Source organism: Kitasatospora sp. NPDC097691, from assembly GCF_040302665.1.
Lineage (GTDB): Bacteria > Actinomycetota > Actinomycetes > Streptomycetales > Streptomycetaceae > Kitasatospora.
This window is the reverse complement of record NZ_JBEORY010000085.1, coordinates 16,210-32,716: the sequence shown is the minus strand read 5'-3', so window position 1 is coordinate 32,716 and position 16,507 is coordinate 16,210. Positions and strand designations below refer to the sequence as shown.

The 16,507-nt window shown below is 74.8% G+C and carries 15 protein-coding genes; 6 read left to right on the top strand and 9 right to left on the bottom strand.

The annotated features are described in order from the left end of the window. Positions 1 to 93: 93 nt before the first annotated feature. Together ABTY56_RS36245 and ABTY56_RS36240 are read right to left on the bottom strand one after the other, a co-directional pair. Positions 94 to 294, bottom strand: coding sequence for a hypothetical protein (locus ABTY56_RS36245; protein WP_350633880.1), 201 nt, complete (start codon positions 292 to 294; stop codon positions 94 to 96). Beyond that, entirely contained in the window at positions 291 to 3,590 is a 3,300-nt protein-coding gene (locus tag ABTY56_RS36240; protein ID WP_350633878.1) for an SNF2-related protein, read from the bottom strand. The genes ABTY56_RS36245 and ABTY56_RS36240 overlap by 4 nt, the downstream gene beginning before the upstream one ends. A 182-nt stretch (positions 3,591 to 3,772) precedes the next feature. On the opposite strand from ABTY56_RS36240, the gene ABTY56_RS36235 reads away from it, so the two are divergent. Continuing rightward, positions 3,773 to 4,384, top strand: a complete 612-nt coding sequence (locus ABTY56_RS36235) for a YceI family protein (protein ID WP_350633877.1) — start codon at positions 3,773 to 3,775, stop codon at positions 4,382 to 4,384. A 130-nt stretch (positions 4,385 to 4,514) separates the two neighbouring features. On the opposite strand, the gene ABTY56_RS36230 is transcribed toward ABTY56_RS36235, so the two are convergent. After that, a complete protein-coding gene (locus ABTY56_RS36230) occupies positions 4,515 to 5,495 on the bottom strand; it encodes a LysR family transcriptional regulator (RefSeq protein ID WP_350633876.1) in 981 nt (326 codons plus the stop codon). A gap of 118 nt (positions 5,496 to 5,613) precedes the next feature. Here ABTY56_RS36230 and ABTY56_RS36225 point away from each other — a divergent pair, with 118 nt between their 5' ends. Both ABTY56_RS36225 and ABTY56_RS36220 read left to right on the top strand, forming a co-directional pair. Then, entirely contained in the window at positions 5,614 to 7,011 is a 1,398-nt protein-coding gene (locus ABTY56_RS36225; RefSeq protein ID WP_350633875.1) for an MFS transporter, read from the top strand. A 9-nt stretch (positions 7,012 to 7,020) separates the two neighbouring features. Beyond that, positions 7,021 to 7,500, top strand: coding sequence for a macro domain-containing protein (locus tag ABTY56_RS36220; protein WP_350633874.1), 480 nt, complete (start codon positions 7,021 to 7,023; stop codon positions 7,498 to 7,500). 69 nt (positions 7,501 to 7,569) lie between these two features. On the opposite strand, the gene ABTY56_RS36215 is transcribed toward ABTY56_RS36220, so the two are convergent. After that, entirely contained in the window at positions 7,570 to 8,109 is a 540-nt protein-coding gene (locus ABTY56_RS36215) for a GNAT family N-acetyltransferase (protein WP_350633873.1), read from the bottom strand. 32 nt (positions 8,110 to 8,141) lie between these two features. Between ABTY56_RS36215 and ABTY56_RS36210 the strand changes: the two genes are divergently transcribed. Beyond that, positions 8,142 to 8,282, top strand: coding sequence for a hypothetical protein (locus ABTY56_RS36210; protein ID WP_350633872.1), 141 nt, complete (start codon positions 8,142 to 8,144; stop codon positions 8,280 to 8,282). A gap of 10 nt (positions 8,283 to 8,292) precedes the next feature. Next, positions 8,293 to 9,093 carry a TetR/AcrR family transcriptional regulator gene (locus ABTY56_RS36205; protein ID WP_350633871.1) on the top strand — a complete coding sequence of 267 codons (801 nt, stop codon included), beginning with the start codon at positions 8,293 to 8,295 and terminating at the stop codon, positions 9,091 to 9,093. 144 nt (positions 9,094 to 9,237) lie between these two features. On the opposite strand, the gene ABTY56_RS36200 is transcribed toward ABTY56_RS36205, so the two are convergent. Beyond that, entirely contained in the window at positions 9,238 to 10,518 is a 1,281-nt protein-coding gene (locus ABTY56_RS36200; RefSeq protein WP_350633870.1) for a GNAT family N-acetyltransferase, read from the bottom strand. A 40-nt stretch (positions 10,519 to 10,558) separates the two neighbouring features. After that, positions 10,559 to 11,080, bottom strand: coding sequence for a GNAT family N-acetyltransferase (locus ABTY56_RS36195; protein ID WP_350633869.1), 522 nt, complete (start codon positions 11,078 to 11,080; stop codon positions 10,559 to 10,561). Between the two features lie 129 nt (positions 11,081 to 11,209). Here ABTY56_RS36195 and ABTY56_RS36190 point away from each other — a divergent pair, with 129 nt between their 5' ends. Further along, a complete protein-coding gene (locus tag ABTY56_RS36190; protein ID WP_350633868.1) occupies positions 11,210 to 11,533 on the top strand; it encodes a hypothetical protein in 324 nt (107 codons plus the stop codon). Between the two features lie 253 nt (positions 11,534 to 11,786). Here the strand turns inward: ABTY56_RS36190 and ABTY56_RS36185 are convergent, their stop codons facing one another. The 3 genes from ABTY56_RS36185 to ABTY56_RS36175 form a co-directional block, all read right to left on the bottom strand. Then, the gene (locus ABTY56_RS36185) at positions 11,787 to 13,154 is read right to left on the bottom strand and encodes a C40 family peptidase (RefSeq protein WP_350633867.1); all 1,368 of its coding nucleotides are present in this window, start codon (positions 13,152 to 13,154) and stop codon (positions 11,787 to 11,789) included. Between the two features lie 238 nt (positions 13,155 to 13,392). Further along, the gene (locus ABTY56_RS36180) at positions 13,393 to 14,469 is read right to left on the bottom strand and encodes a hypothetical protein (RefSeq protein WP_350633866.1); all 1,077 of its coding nucleotides are present in this window, start codon (positions 14,467 to 14,469) and stop codon (positions 13,393 to 13,395) included. Positions 14,470 to 14,557: 88 nt separating this feature from the next. Beyond that, positions 14,558 to 16,354, bottom strand: a complete 1,797-nt coding sequence (locus ABTY56_RS36175) for a threonine/serine exporter family protein (protein WP_350633865.1) — start codon at positions 16,352 to 16,354, stop codon at positions 14,558 to 14,560. Between the last annotated feature and the right edge of the window lie 153 nt (positions 16,355 to 16,507).

Below are 16,507 nucleotides of genomic sequence, written 5' to 3'. Positions count from 1 at the left end.
GGCCAGCCGGGTGTCGGCAGGCCGGTCGTCGGACGTGCGGGTGTCGTGGGTGTCGGTCACCCTCGGGACGCTACCGCACGGTAGTGGCGGCTCTCAGTCCCGGAAGGCCTCGTACGCGGGGGCGAGCAGGACGGCGAGGTCCCGGCCGTGGACGGTGATGCCGGAGCGGCCGAGACGGCGCGGCGAGGGTTCGTCCGGCCGGTGCGGGTCCTCCTCGGGCGGGGCGGGGCTCAGGGTGAAGTCGCCGCGCCAGTAGGCGGCGACGTTGACCACGGGGGTCGGCTGCTCGGTCACGCGTCCTCCTCGGTCACGACACCCCGGGCCGGGGCGCCCCGGGCTTCGACGACCCGGGCTGCGGTGTCCCGGGCCGGCGCGTCGTCCTCGGCCACCGCGTCCTCCCGGGCGAGGGCGACCAGTTCGCGCAGCGCGTCGGTCGGCAGGTCGGTGAGCCAGTGCTCCCCCTCCCCCACCACCGTCTCGGCCAACGCGCGCTTGGCGGTGAGGAGTTCGTCGATCCGCTCCTCGACGGTGCCGACGCAGACCAGCCGGCGGACCTGGACGTCCCGGCGCTGGCCGATCCGGAAGGCGCGGTCGGTGGCCTGCTCCTCGACCGCCGGGTTCCACCAACGGTCCAGGTGGATCACCTGGTTGGCGGCGGTCAGGTTGAGACCGGTGCCGCCGGCCCGCAGCGAGAGCAGGAACACACCCGGCCCGCCCGGGGACTGGAAGCGATCGACCAGCTCCTCGCGACGCGCCCGGGGCACGCCGCCGTGCAGGTAGAGCACCTCCTCGCCGAGCCGCCGCTCCAGGTACGGGCGGAGCATCGCACCGAACTCGGCGTACTGGGTGAAGACCAGCGTCCGGTCGCCCTCGGCCGACGCCTCCTCCAGCAGTTCGGCCAGCCTGGCGACCTTGCCCGAGCGCTCGCCCAACGCCGACCCGTCGTGCAGCAGTTGGGCCGGATGGTTGCAGACCTGCTTGAGCTTGCCGATCGCGGCCAGCACCGTGCCGCGCCGCTCGACGCCCCGGATCCCCTCGACCCGGCGCAGCAGGTCGGCGACCACGGCCTGGTAGAGGCCGGCCTGCTCGGCGGTGAGGTTGCACCAGACGGTCATCTCCTGCTTCGTGGGCAGCTCGGCCGCCACCGCCGGGTCGGACTTGAGCCGGCGCAGCACGAACGGGGCGGTGCGGCGCCGGAGTTCGGCGGTGCGCTCGGGGTTGCGGTGCAGCTCGACCGGGATCGCGTAGCGCTCCTTGAAGCGCTCGGCCGGGCCGAGCAGGCCGGGGTTGGCGAAGTCCAGGACGGCGTGCAGTTCGGAGAGCCGGTTCTCCACCGGGGTGCCGGTGAGCGCGATCCGGTGGCGGGTGACGGGCAGGGCGCGGACGGCCCGGGACTGCGCGGTGCCGGTGTTCTTGATGTGCTGGGCCTCGTCGGCGACCACCCGGCGCCAGCGGATCGCACGCAGGGCGGCGAGGTCGCGCTGGACCAGCCCGTAGGTGGTGATGACGAGGTCTGCGGACCGTACGGCTTCGGCGAGTTGCCCGGCGCCCAGGCGGCCGGCGCCGTGGTGGACGTACCGCCGCAGGGCGGGGGCGAAGCGCTCGGCCTCGCGCTGCCAGTTGCCGACCAGGGACATCGGGCAGACCAGCAGGGTGGGACCGGCGTCACCCTCGGGCGACTCGGACCGCTCGGCCCGCTCGGACCGCTCGGCCTGCTCGGCGGCCAGCAGGGCGAGCGTCTGGACGGTCTTGCCGAGCCCCATGTCGTCGGCCAGGACGGCGCCGAGGCCGAGCCCGGACATCGTCCGCAGCCAGGCCAACCCGCGTTCCTGGTACGGGCGCAGCACGGCCCGGAAGTCCGGCGGCAGCACCGGGGCGGGAGCGGCGTCGGCCCGCCCGGCGAGCAGGTCGCCGAGCGGGCCGTCGAGGTGGACGGACACGACCGGCAGTCCGGCGACCGAGGCCTGCGGGTCGAGGGCGAGTCGCAGCAGGTCGGCGGTGGCCTCCGGCACGCCGTCGCGCCGGTCGGCGAGGAAGGCGAGCGCGGCGGCGATCTGTGCCGGGTCGGCCTCCAACCAGGTGCCGCGCACCCGCACCAGCCCCCGTTTGGCGGCGGCCAGTTCGGCCAGCTCCTGCTCGGTGAGCGGGGCGCCGTCCGGGCCGAGCGCGGCCTGCCAGCGGAAGGCGACCACGGTGTCCCGGTCGACCTGGCTGGTCACCGCGAGCGAGCCGGGCGCGGGTGGGGTGGTGGCGCGCAGGGCGAGCCCGAGCCGGGGGCGGCGGCGCCACCAGGCGGGCAGCAGCACACCGAAGCCGCCCTCGGCGAGCTCGGGCGCGCCGGTGCGCAGGAAGTCCAGCGCGCCCGCCCGGTCCAGCGGCAGCGTGGACGGGCGGGCGCGGTGGCGCAGGGCGTCCAGGGTGGGCCAGCGATGGACGGCGCGGGCGAGTTCGGCGACCAGGACGTCGGCCGGGTCGTCGGCCTTGCGGGCGAGGGCGGCGTGCGCGGCACCGCCCTCGTACAGGTCGGCGGCGCGGATCAGCAGGGACGGCTCGTCCACGGCCTGGAGCAGGAACTCCAGCCGCCAGGCGTCGTCGGAGGGGCTGCCCTCGGGGTCGTCGGGGCCGGGACCGAGCGGCTCGACCAGGCGGAAGCAGAGCCGCAGCGCGGGGTCGGTGGGCTCGGCGACGGCGTACCAGGCGGCGACCCGGCGGCGCAGCTCCGCGAAGCCCTCGGACGGGACGTCGCCGAGGAGGCCGTCGGGGCTGGTGAGGGCCTGCAGCCAGCGCTCGGCGACGGCTTCCGGGGGCGCCGGCCCGCCCTTGGCCGGGAGGAGGGGCGGCGCGGAGGCCAGGGCGGCACGGGCCTCGGCGTCCACCAGGGCGCCCAGCACGGCGTCCAGCAGCGCCTCGCCGGTGCCGGCGCCGTGCGGCCACTCCCCCAGCAGGACGGGCGGGCAGCCCGCAGCCAGTGCGGCGGCCTCGCGGCGCCCGGCCGGGGTGGGATCGGGCCGCCAGCGGGCCTGCGGGCGGCCGTCGGCCAGGACCGGCAGCGGCAGCACCCGGCCCCGGCCGACCGCCCGCCAGGCGAGGTCGTGCACCCCGGTGAGCCAGCGCAGCGAGGGGCCGTGGACGACCTCGACGCGCCCGGCACCGGGCAGGTCGGTGCCGGTGACAGCCCAGTGCGGGTCGAAGACCTCGCCGAGCAGCTGGGCGGCGGCCCCGGCGTCGAAGAGCAGGGCGGGCACCCGCCAGGGGGCGAGCACCGCGCCGCCGCGCGGCGGGGTGACCGACAGGTCGGGCGAGGGCACGGGGGCGGAGCCGACGGTGGGCAGCAGCAGGGTGGCCCAGCGCTCGGGGGCCTGCCCGGCGAGCCAGTCGAGGCCGGGGCCGATGCCGCCGAGCACGGCGGCCAGCTCGCCGGCCGGGCAGGCGTACGGGTGGGCGCGCGGGACGGGCCGGTCGGGCTGCGGCTCGGCGGGGCCGGGGTGGGCGGTGCTGCCCGGGTGGGCGGCGTCGGGGTGGGCGCGGGCGTCCTCGGCCCAGAGCGCCAACTGCCCGTCCGTCCGCCAGAGCGCGTGCAGGACGAACATCGGAGGCCTTCCGGGCGGGTGGAACCGTCCTTCGCAGCCTAGTCGGGAGGGCTGACAGAGCCGGTCCGCTGAGCCGTTCGGATGAAGCCCCGGACTCATGGTTGAAAGTTGAACGAAACTGCCCTACGCTGGAGCCAACAAGTTGAAGCCTAAACAAATGGCTTCGGACCCGAGGAGGAGCCATGGGCCTTTTCAACCGCACCAAGACCGCCGTCCCCGCCGCCGCCACCGTCCGGACCTCGGCCGGCCCCGACCTCGCCCACCTCACCGGCGACTGGGCGATCGACACCACGCACAGCGAGATCGGCTTCGCGGTGCGCCACGCCATGGTGACCAACGTCAAGGGCCGCTTCACCGAGTACGACGGCACGCTGCACCTGGACGGCACCACCCCCCACAACTCCTCGGCCGACCTGGTGATCAAGGTCGGCAGCATCGACACCAACCAGACCCAGCGCGACGAACACCTGCGCACCGGCGACTTCTTCGCCGCCGAGACGCACCCGGAGATCCGCTTCCGCAGCACCTCCGCCGAGCCGCTCGGCGACCACGCCTACCGGATGACCGGCGAGCTCACCATCAAGGGCACCACCCGCCCGGTCGTCCTGGACCTGGAGTACACCGGCAGCGCCACCGACGCGTACGGCGCCGAGCGGGTCGGCTTCGAGGGCAAGGCCGTCGTCGACCGCACCGAGTTCGGGCTGACGTACAACGCGGCGCTGGAGACCGGCGGCGTGCTGATCGGCGAGAAGGTCAAGCTCAACTTCGACATCTCCGCGGTCAAGGCCGCCTGACCCGGGCCCCGCCGGCGGGCCGAGCCCGCCCCCCGTACGCCGCCCCTGCCCCTCCCCCGAGGCAGGGGCGGCTCCCTCGTACCCGCCGAGGCCCTCCGCGGGTCGGCTCCCTGCCGCAGGCCGGGCCCCGCTACCCGGCCGGGAGCAGCGCCGCGTCCGCGTCCGGCAGCCAGCTGCCCGGCGGGCGACGCAGCCAGCCCTCGACCGCGCCCAGTCGGGCGGCCGCGCCGGCCAGCGCGTGCAGCCCCGGGTGGTGCTCGTCGGGCCGGTGCACCAGGCTGACCAGGCTCAGCGGCACCGGGTCCACCAGCGGCACGTTCACCGTGCCGGGGATCCTCGGCCCGCCGACCGTGGTCAGCATCGGATCGCCGTGCCGGGCGAGGTAGCGGGCGGTCTCGTCCACACCGACCGGCGGGACGTACGGGTCCGCCGCCGTCAGACCGTGCTCGCGCAGCAGCCGGGTGCCGAGGTCGGCCCACTCGGTGGTGGCCGGGTTGCCCGCGCAGATGTCGACGGGGTGCCCGACCAGGTCGGCCGGGCACAGCGCCGGGCGGCCGGCCAGCGGGTGGGTGTCCGCCATCATCAGCGAGATCCGCTCCAACCGCACCGGCAGCTGGACGAGTCGACCGCGCACCGAGGCCGGCAGCCCGGCGAACCGGCCGAACGAGGCGTCCAGCCGGTGGGCCAGCAGTTCGGCGGCGGCCGCGGCCAGGCCGCCGTGGAAGCGGGCCAGCAGCTCGCCCTCGGGCCAGGCGGCGCGGGCCCGTTCGAGCACCCGGTCGGCGGTGAGGTCCGGGCCGGTGACGTCGCTGTTGAGGTCGAGCAGCAGCGGCCGGGCGCCGACGTCGGCTCCGGCCTCGGCGAGGACCTCGTCGTGCAGCGCGAGGAGGCGGCGGACCCGGGGCAGCAGCCGCTGTCCGGCCGGGGTGAGGTCGACGCTGCGGGTGGTCCGGGTGAACAGCGCGGTGCCGAGCAACCCCTCCAGGGTGCGGATGTCCCGGCTGAGCGCCTGTTGGGCGATGTGCAGCCGCTCGGCGGCCCGGCCGAAGTGCAGGGCCTCGGCGGTCGCGACGAAGCCGCGGAGCAGGCGGGGGTGCAGGTCACGGGGCATGGGCGGCAGATTAACAACAGCGCGTTGTCAGTGCGGCGGAACAGGTGTTGGACGGCGGCCCGCCGCTGCGGCGAGGCTGTGGGGCATCCCCCCTTCTTCTTCCTGTTCAGGAGCCCGATTGCCCCCGCGCGCCGTCCCCGCCGGCCCCGACCGATCCGCCTCCTACCGGCGGCTGTTCGCGGCCCCCGGCGCCGCCGCCTTCACCCTGGCCGGGCTGCTCGGCCGGCTCGCGCTGTCGATGACCGGCGTCTCGCTGGTGGTACTGCTCTCCGAGCGGCGCGGCTCGTACGGGCTGGCCGGGACGGTCTCGGCGGCCGGGCTGGTCACCGGCGCGATCGGGATGCCGCTGATCGGCCGGCTGGTGGACCGGTACGGGCAGGCGCGGGTGACGGTACCGGCCGCGCTGTACAACGCCGTTCCGCTCGCCGGGCTGCTGCTCTGCGTCCGGTTCGGCGCGCCGGACTGGACGCTGTACCTCTGCTCCGCGGCCTGTGCCGCCGCACCCAACCTCGGCGGCATGGCCCGCTCCCGCTGGGCACACCTGTACCGGGACGACCCGGCCACCCGGCACCTGGCCAACTCCTTCGAGCAGGCGCTGGACGAACTCTGCTTCATGGCCGGGCCGGTGCTCGCGATGCTGCTCTGCACCACGCTCGCCCCCGAGGCCGGGCTGATCACCGCGGGCACGCTCGGCACCACCGGCGCCCTGCTGTTCGCCGCCCAGCGACGCACCGAACCGCCGCTGCCCCCCGCCACGACCGCGCGGCGGACGCCGGCCGGGCAGCGGCACGGCTCCCCGCTGGGGGTGCCCGGGCTGCGGGTCCTGGTGCTGACCTTCCTGGCGACCGGCATGGTCTTCGGCGCGACCGAGATCACCACCGTGGCGTACGCCGACGCGCTGGGGCACAAGGCGATGGCCGGCGCACTGCTGGGCCTGGTCGCGGCCGGATCCTGCGTGGCGGGGCTGCTGTTCGGGTTGCTGACGCCGCGCCGGGCGCCGGGCACGCGCTTCCTCGCGGGGGCGTCGGCAATGGTCGGGGTGCTGCTGCTGCCGCTCGCCGCCGGACTGGGCGGGGCCGGGCTCGGGGTGCTCGGGGTGGTGCTGTTCGCAGCCGGCACGGCCACCGCGCCGACCATGGTGACCGGGATGACGCTGGTCCAGGAGCTGCTGCCGCAGCGGCAGTTCAACGAGGGGATGGCGATGGCGGTGTCCGGCATCGTGGTCGGCATCTCGGCCGGCGCGGCGCTCGCCGGGACGATCGCCGAGCACACCGCCCCCGGCACCGGCTACGCACTGCCGGCCTCGGCCGCCGGGCTCGCGCTGCTGATCGCGCTGGCCGGTCGGCGGCACCTGCGGGCACCCCGGCCGTCGGCGGCTCCGGAGGGCGCAGCTCGGGAGGGCGCAGCTCGGGAGGGCGCAGCTCGGGAGGGCGCGGCGTGGGAGGGCGCGGCTCCGGGTCGCTCGGCTGACGCCGCGGCGGAAAATTCCGAGCGGGTTGTCAGTGCCTCCGTCTAACTTCGAGTCATGGCGGAAATCACCTACGTCCGAGGCGATGCCACCACGCCCCTCGGCAAGGGCGTGAAGGTGATCGCGCACGTCTGCAACGATCTCGGCGGCTGGGGCAAGGGCTTCGTGCTCGCGCTCTCCAGACGCTGGCCCGAGCCCGAGGCCGCGTTCCGGCGCTGGCACCGGGAGCGGGCGAAGAACGACTTCGGCCTCGGCGCACTGCAGTTGGTGCAGGTCGAACCGTACGTCTGGGTGGCCAACCTGGTCGGTCAGCGCGGCATCCGGACGGGACGCTCCTCAGGGGTGCCGGTCCGGTACGAGGCGATCGACACCGGGCTGGCCACCCTGGGCGAGCACGCGCTCGCACTCGGCGCCTCCGTCCACATGCCGCGGATCGGCTGCGGACTGGCGGGCGGGCGCTGGGGGAAGGTCGAGCCGCTGGTCACCGCCCGGCTGACGGCACGCGGTGTGCCGGTGACGGTCTACGACGTCGACTGACCACCCCGCTCGGAGCCGTTCCCGGCCCTGAGTCCCGCCCTGATCCCCGGCCCGATCCCCGTCGACCGGCTACGACTCCGACCGACCCGGCCAGGCGTACACGTACTCGGGCAGCAGGAAGCCGCCCGGGAAGACACCCTCCTGTACCCGGACCCGCACGGCGCCCTCGCGCTCGTAGAAGGCGATCGCGCGGGTGTTGTCGCGCAGCACCTCCAGGAAGAGCTCGGCCCCGGGGTGCCGCTCGGCGACGAAGGCGCGGGCCGCGGCCAGCAGTACGCGGCCGATGCCGCCGCCGGTCAGGCCGGGGCGTACGTGCAGGTTGTCGATCAGCACCCCGCCGTCCGGCTGCGGGACGAGATAGACGAACCCGGCCGTCTCCCCGTCCTGTTCGGCCACCAGCAGTTCGGGCGTGTTCTCCGGCTCGCCGTAGTCCGCGTCCAGGCGCAGCTCCCACAGTTCGCGCCGTTGGGCGGCCATCCCGTCGCCGAGCGCCTCCTCCGGGACGATCCCCCGGTAGGTGGTGTGCCAACTTCGGGCGTGCAGCTCGGCGATCGACTCCGCGTCCTGCGCGCCACCGCGCCGGATGACGACCTCTCCTGAACTGATCATGTGACCACCCTCCCACAGAGATGGAGTTGAACATGTTCAACCGAAGCGTCTACAGTTCTGCCAACCTTTTGAACGTGTTCGAATCGCGGGGGGTGATGTTCGTGGCACCGGGTGTGGAGGGGACACCCGGTGCCACGAACACCGACACCGGCTGGAACCTCGTCTCCGGCTAGGCTCGTTCCCGTGGACGACCTGGCAGCGACGAACCGAACGGACGGCGAGAACGGTACGGCCGAGGATTCGGCCGCGCCCGGCACGGAGGGCGGGCCGATGCCCGGCGGCCGGGCGCAGCCGAAGACCGACAAGAGTGAGGCGACCCGGGCACTGATCCTGGAGACGGCCATGCGGCTGTTCCAGGAGCGGGGCTACGAGAAGACCACCATGCGCGCGATCGCCACCGAGGCGGGCGTCTCGGTGGGCAACGCCTACTACTACTTCTCGGCGAAGGAATTCCTGATCCAGGGGTTCTACGACCGGATGACCTACGACCACGCGGAGGACGCCAAGCGCCGCATGGCCCACACCCGGGACTTCTCCGAGCGGCTGCAGATCGCGCTCACCTCCTGGCTCGACACCGCCGCGCCGTACCACGAGTTCTCGGCGCAGTTCTTCCGCACCGCCGCCGACCCGACCAGCTCGCTGAGCCCGTTCTCCAACGAGTCCCACCCGGCCAGGGCCACCGCGGTCGAGCTGTTCCGCGAGGTCCTGCAGGGCTCGGAGCTGGCGCCCAAGCTGGACGCCGAACTGGTCGAGCTGCTGCCCGACGTGCTGTGGCTGCACCTGATGATCGTGGTGCTCTACTGGGTCTTCGACCGCACCCCGGACACCGAGCGGACCAGGGAGTTCGTCCGGCGCTCGACGCCGCTGGCGGCCCGGGTGATCAACCTGTCGCGCTACCGGGTCTTCCGGCCGATCGTCCGTGACGCCAAGGGCCTGATCCAGGACTTCATCCTGCCGACCATCGGCAAGACGGCGGTCAAGTAGCGCCCGGCGGAAGCGAATCGAAGACGACGGAGGCCGGCCCCACGGCGGGGCCGGCCTCCGTCGCGTCCCTGCGGACGTCGCACCCTGCGGACGTCGCACCCTGCAGACGTCGCGTCCCTGGCTGCCAGAGGTGACCGATGCGGCTCAGAACATGTCCGGGTTCCAGGCCTGCAGCGGAGTGCGCAGCAGCAGGTCCGCAGCGGCGGCCGCACCCGGGCGCAGCTCGGTGACCAACGCGGCCGCGGCCAGCCTCGGGGCCGTCTCCGCGCCGAGGTAGAGCGAGCCCAACTCCGTGGCCCCGAGGGCGAGGTCGGCGTCGTCCGTGGTGCGGCTGCAGCGGCCGGTGCCGTCCGCGGCGGCCTCCAGTGCCCAACGGCCGGACGCGAAACCGAGCTTGTCGTCCACCTCCAGCACCACCCGGCCGGGCGCGCCGTACGTCCGGGCGGCGAACGCGGCCTCGACGTCCAGCACGCGCAGCCACAGGTAGTCCGAGCTGTCCTCGTGCGGGGTGGCCGCGCGCCGGTCCTGGAGCAGCAGCGGCAGCGGGTCGTCCGGGGAGGCGTTGGCCACCGCGATCCGGGCCACCCAGTCGACGGAGAACAGGAAGCGCCAGAGTTCGACCGTGGTGGGCAGGTCGAGGGCGGTGAACTCCTCGACGGTGAGCGTGCAGTCGGGGTAGTCGCCGTCCCACTTGTCCTCGACCCGGTAGAGCACCAGACCGGTGACCGTGCCGTCGGCGTCCCGGTGAACGGCCGCGAACGGCTCCTTGAAGTCGGAGCCGGGCACCTGGACCTCGCCGGTGGTGAGCTGCCACCACAGCTCGTAGCGGTCGATCGCGCCCGGCTGGGTGCGCCGCCAGCGGTCGTGCAGGACGGGGCCCACTTCGCGCAGCTCCGCCATGGTGACGAAGTCGATCCGGCCGCCGGGGACGCCCGGCAGGCCCTCGCGCAGGCCGCGGGCGCGGCGCAGGTCGACCCGCCAGCCGGCGCCCCGGGTGGCCGGGCCGAAGCCGAACCGGCCGTAGATGCCGTACTCGGCGGCGATCAGGATGGCGACGGCCGTACCGCGCTCGGCGGCGGCGGCGAGGTCCCGGCGCATCATGGTGCTGAGCAGGCCCCGGCGGCGGTGGGTGGTGCTGACCGTGACGTGGGTGATGGCGTCGGCCGTGATGACGGCCCCGCCCGGGACGGTCAACTCGGCGTCGTAGCTGCGGAAGGTGGCGATCTGGCGGTCGCCGTCGAAGCCTGCCAGCATCCGGCCCGGCGCCCACTCCCGACGGCGCACGTCCGCCGCGCTGCCCACGTGCGGGCGCAGGAATCCGAGGGTCAGCGCGCGGTCCCAGGCCTCCACCTCGTCCTCGGAAACGGCCCGCACCCGGAGCCCGTCCACGATGTCGACGGCTGCGTGATCGATGCTGTTGCCCATGGAGCCACGGTACGGCGGCCCTCCGGCGGCAGCACCCGGTTTAATCCGTGCCCGACCCGACGTGCTCCCCCGGCACCACCACCCAGTGGTTGGTCCGCAGGATCCGGTCCGCGAAATCCAGGTCCCGCTCGCCGAGCAGCCGGAAGCCGAGCGCCCGGCAGATCCCGTTGGACGGGCCGTTGGCCACCCCGGGATTGGCGTGCACCTCGCCCCAGCGGCCGTCCTCGGCGGCAGCGTCCAGCACCCGGCGGACGGCCCGCTTGGCGAGTCCGCGGCCCTGGTACGCGGGCAGCACCATCCAGCCGATCTCGGACACCGTCTCGCCGTCCTCATCGCCCGACCAGAGGTTGACCGTGCCCGCGGCCTCGCCGCCCTCGGTGCCGTCCGGGACGATCATCTTGACCCAGCAGCGGTCCGCCGCCGCCTCGACCACGTCCTTGCGCAGCCGCTCCTCCACCCGCTCCCGGGGCAGCGGCCCGCCCAGCTCGGCCATCATCACCGGGTCGCAGCGCATCCGGATGTAGGCCTCGACATCCCCCGCCCGAACATCGCGCAGCAGCATGACGCCTCCTCAGAACGGTCGAGCGACCACGCTAACCCCGACCACCGACATTGGTGCCGCAGTCGCCTTGCTGCCATCCTCGTGCCACTCATCCACGTCACGAACGGACGATCTCCCGAGGGGGGAGCCATGGAGGACGAATACCTCCGCAAACTGAAGGAGTACGAGGGCCGGAGCACCACGGTGAAGGCGCTGGGCGCGCTGACGGTCGCCGGCTGGCTCTGGGCGGCCTGGCTGGTCCTCTCGCCGGCCGGCGGGGACTGCGGCTCCCCGGCCTTCTACGAGCCGAGCAGCTTCCACCTGCAGGAGGCCTGCGACTCCGACATCATCGGCCGGATCGGCGGGGCGGTAGCGGTCGCCCTCCTGACGATCCCGCTCTGCGCCGCCTGGGTCTGGGCGGGCGTGGGGCTGCGCGCCCGCCGGGAGGAACTGGGCCTCCTGCTCGACCGGTAGCCTGCGGGCCGAAATCCGACGGACGACGGGGGACGGCACGGGTGTGGCGGAGCTGCTCGCGGAGCAGGACGACAAGGCGCTGTCCGAGCACTGACCGGGCCCCGGCTCCGGTCGGGGCGGTGCCCGGTCCGCGCCTCCGGCCCGGGCACCGGGGCCGGCGCGATCGAGGCGGACTCGCAATCGGGGCGGGCCCGCGATCGGGGGCGGGCTCGCGATCGGGGGCGGGCCCGCGATCGAGGCTCGGGGCAGGGGCTCACGGCCGGGCGTAGAAGTCCGGGGTACCCATGATCCAGAGGCTGGCCTGCTTGATCGGCATGCCCGCGCGCGGGGCCTCGATCATCTGGTCCTCGCCGATGTAGAGCCCCACGTGGTAGATGTCGGCGGCCTGCCCGGTGTCCGTCCAGAACACCAGGTCCCCGGGGCGCAGCTGGCGGTAGCCGATCCGGGTGCTCCGGGCGTACTGGTCGGCGGCGAAGTGGTCGAGCTGCCGGCCGCCCTCGCGCCAGGCCATCATGGTCAGCCCCGAGCAGTCGTAGCCGGCCGGGCCCTCGCCGCCCCAGACGTAGGGCAGGCCGATCTTGGACTTGGCGAAGGCGACCGCCGCGGCCGCACCCTCGGCGGACCACGGCCGCTCGGCCGGCGGCATCGCGGACGGCTCGGCGGGCGGCTCGGCAGGCGGCATCACGGACGGCTCGGCGGGCGGCTCGGCGGGGGCCTTGGCGGGTGGCTCGGCGGACGGCACGGCGGAGGCCTTGCCGGCGGCCGCCGCGGCTTCGGCGGCCTCGGCCTCCCGGGCGGTCTGCTCCGCGCCGACCCGGGCGGCGGCCTCGGCCTCGCGGGCGGCGACCGCCTCCAGGGCCTCGCGGCGCTTGCGTTCCAGCTCGACGGTGGTGTTCCGGGCGGCGGCCAGCTCGGTGAGCAGTTGCTCGCGGTGCCGGGTGGCGGCGGCCACCTCGCCCTGCTGGGCTGCCAGCCGCTGCTCGGCCCGCGCCCTGGCCGCGCCGACCTCGGCGGCGGCCCGCTCGGCGGCCCCGGTGGCGGTGCGGGCGGCGGCGGAGGCGCTCCGGGCGGCGGCGGCCGTGGAGGTGGCGGCGTCCAGGATCTGCCGGGTGCGCTCGCTGACCTGGCGGACCTCGGCGGCGCGGTCGCCGGCCTCGCGCGCGCCGTGGGAGCCGAGCAGCGCGTTGAGCGCGGACAGTTCGGCGCCCGCGCCCTGACGGTACGTCTCGGCGGCGAGCCGGGCCGCGTCCTCGGCGGCGGCCGACCGCTCGGCCTCGGCGACGGCGGCGCGCTGCGCGGCGGCGCTCTCCTCGGCCCGGGCCCGGGTGAGGGCGAGCCGGGCGCCGTTGTAGGCCTCGACGGCACGCCCGGCGCTGCGCCCGGCCCGGTCCAGTTCGGTCCGGGCGGCGGTGAGCGCGGCCTCCAGGGCGGCGGCCGAGGAGGCCTTCGCGTCGGCCTCGGCCCGGGCGCGGTCGATCGCCTCGGTGCTCGGGTACGGTTCCTCGCCCCGGGCCCGGCCGGCCGCCGGTTCGGGGTCGGCCGCGGCGGCGTGGGCGGTGGGGAGCAGCCCGAACAGGGCGGTGAGCGACAACAGGAGGGTCGGCAGGAGCCTGCGCGCCACGCGACTTCCCTTCTCACGGGTCCGGAGGGACGGCGGCGGACGGCGCGCGGCACACGGGCAGCGGGTGGCCGGGCGGCAGGGAGTCCGACTAATCGTCCCATCACATGACAGAACAGTCACATGGCGTCATGTTCTCAATTCCGGCGGCCTTCACGCCCGGAAAGCGCTCCGCCGGTCGAGTGACCATCAGATGATCCGACTCGGACTCGGCTCCGACCGAACACGAACGGTGTGCGGACTACCGGCGGATCCGGCGGGTGTGCGTCCGCAGCCGGGGGTGCCGCTCGGGCCGGCGCTCCAGGCCGCTCGGGCCGACCGCGTAGGTCCGACTGCGCCCGGCCCGGACCGTACGGCGGCGCTGCTGCGCCCGGTGACTGCGGACCGGACCGGCCGCGGATGCCTGGCCGTCCCCGCTCGGGGGCCTGGCCGTGGCCCCGGCGGCGGCCGCCGCCGAGCGGCGGTCGGCCAGCCTGGCCTGGCGGCGGGCCAGCCCCCGGGCGGCGTGCGCGTCGAGGTGGGCGGTGGCCCGGGCGGCCATCCGCTCGGCGACCCGGTGGGCGGCCGGGTGGTTGGCCGGCACCTTGTCGGGGGCGCCGGCGATCAGGTCGAAGAGCCAGGTGCGGGCCCGGTCGGCGCGCCGGTGCAGCAGGCGCTCACGCCGCAGCGCACGCGCCCGGCGGCGGGGACGCGTGGAGTACCGCCAGCGCGCCCAGGGGCTGCTCGGACGGGCCAGCCGGATCGCGCCGATCCAGGACAGGCCGGGGACCATGATCCCGAGCAGGCCGGTCCACATCTTCCCCTTGATCAGGGTGATCACCGAAGCCAGCGCGTTCACCGAGATCACCGCGATCAGGCCCCACCTGGTGTCCTCACCGGGCAGCGCGCCGAACGGCACGTACCCGATCAGCAGGAGGGCGGTGAACAGGATCCCGAAGATCACCGCGTCCACCGACTTGCGGCCCTGCTCGCTCCAGTACACGTCGTCCAGGTGCAGGATCAGCGCGAACTCGTCCAGCACCAGACCGCAGCCGATGCCGAAGGCCAGCCCGAACCAGTCCATCCAGGGCTGCCCGCCGTAGGTGGCGAACACCCCGATGCCGCCGAGCAGCAGGAAGCCCAGGCCGAACACCATGTGGTGGATGTGCAGGCCGCCGGGGGTCACGTTGCCGGGCCACCAGCGCACCTTGGCGCGGATCATCCGGACGCTGAACCGGATGAAGACGAAGGACGTGATGAAGCCGACCAGCAGCAGGAACAGCGGTTGCTTGTGCGCGTTGACGATGTGGTCGCGGTAGCTGTCCAACAGTGTGGTCATGCGGCTTACCTTCGTTCCTGGTCCTGCGTCCTGCCTGCCGTGACATGGCCCGGGGCCCAACGGGCCTCCAACACGGGTCAACGCACGGTCAGAACCCCCGGGTGCGCTTGGCCGCCCGACGCGGCACCGCCGGGTAGAGCGACGGGAGCTCGGCGCCCACCGGCAGCTTCAGGAACAGCCGGGCTATCTCCCCACCGAGGTTCACCCCGACCGCCAGCGCCATCGCGATCGCCGCCGCCCGGAAGACCGACACCAGACCGGCGCTGGAGTGCCCCTGCGCGAAGGCGAGCATCCCGAGGTAGAGCGCCGAACCCGGCATCAGCGGGCCGATCGCGGCGGTCACGTACGGCAGCGCCGAGCCGTTGCGGTAGCGCGCCATCAGCTGCCCGAAGAGACCGACCAGTCCGGCCGCCACCCCGGTCGCCGCGATCGGGTTGACGCCCGCGTTGTAGACCAGCGCGCCGTAACTGGCCCAGCCGATGCCGCTGTTGGCCGTGACCAGGGCGAGCGTGCGGCGGTCGGTCTGCAGCAGCATCGCGAAGGCCAGGGTCAGCACCATCGCGGCGACCATCTGCACCGGCGGGTAGCTGATCCCGGCCAGGCTCTCGTCCGGCCGCAGCTTCGCCTCGAAGCCGACGCCCAGGTAGAGGATCACCATGACGCCTATCACGATGCCCGCGACCAGGTAGATCACTTCCAGCAGGCGGGCCGCGGCCGTGATGTAGAAGCCGGTCAGGCCGTCCTGGACGGCGGCCACCAGGGCGCGCCCGGGCAGCAGGGCGAACAGGCCACCGGTGATCACGACCGAGCCGCGCAGGCCCCAGTCGTTGAAGGACAGGATGATCCCGGAGGCGGCGGCCGGCATCGCGGCCGCCACGAACTGGTAGAACTCCGGCAGCCGGCGCCGGGCCAGCCCGGAGGCCAGCCGGTCGCCGAGGACAGCCGCGATGAAAGCGCTGGCGAAGACCAGCCAGGCCTTGTCGTCGATCCGGCCGCCGACCAGGAAGGTCGCCGCCCCGGCCAGCAGACCGGTGGTCAGGGCGAGCAGCCAGGCCGGGTACGGGTGCCGGTTGCGGCGGATCAGGGCGAGCCGGCGGTAGGCGTCGTTGACCGAGACCTTCTCCGCGGTGATGTCCGCGACCAGCTCGTACACCGCGTTCAGCCGGGTGTAGTCGGACGTGCGCCGGCGCACCACGCGGTCGGCGGTGACCGGCGGCTCGACCAGCGAGGGCTGGTGCGAGATGCCGATCAGGGTGAACGTCACCTGCGGCTCGCAGCGGTCCAGCCGGTAGGCGTGCGCGATGCCGAGCATCGCCGCCTCGACGTCCTCGGCGGCCTCGCCGCTGGCCAGCAGCAGTTCGCCGATGCGCAGGGTCAGGTCGAGGATGCGGGGGACATTGCGGGCGGTGCCCGCGGAGGGGTGCAGCTCGCGGGCGGTCCGCTCGAAGGACGGGCGCTCGGACATCGGGGTGCGCAGCAGCGTGCGCATCCGGTCCGGCCAGGGCGCCTCGCCGGGCGCGCCGGCGGTCAGGTCGGGGATCGGGATGCCGGTCGGCGGGGTGTACCCGGCCGCCCGCCACTCCTCGGGCGTCAGGGTGTCGTCGGCGACCGAGCGGCGGCGGGCCGGGCGGGCCGCGCTCCCCGGCTCGGTCCCCCGGGGGGCCGCCTCCCGGGGGCGCACGTCGACGGTGAGGTCCGGGTGCGGCCCGGCGGACGCCGGGGGCCCGGGGAGCGGCGCGGGCTCGGCGGGCGGCTGCGGCTCGGGCGCCAGCAGGCCCTTGGTCTCCGGGACGGGTGGGAGGAGCGGGACGACGGTGGTGGGCTCGACGGGCGGGGCGGGGTGGCCGAGCAGGCCCTCGGTGGGCGGGGCCTCGGCGGGGTGCACCGGCTTCGGGGGTGACTGCCGCGCTTGGCGGACCGCCCGGCCTCCCCTCGCCCGCTTGCCCGCACCCGGTCGGCCCCGCTTAGGCACTTCCACTCCTTGCCGCCCCTGGTGGCACCGGCCACCCACCGCTCGATCTCGGGTTACACCTTGCCT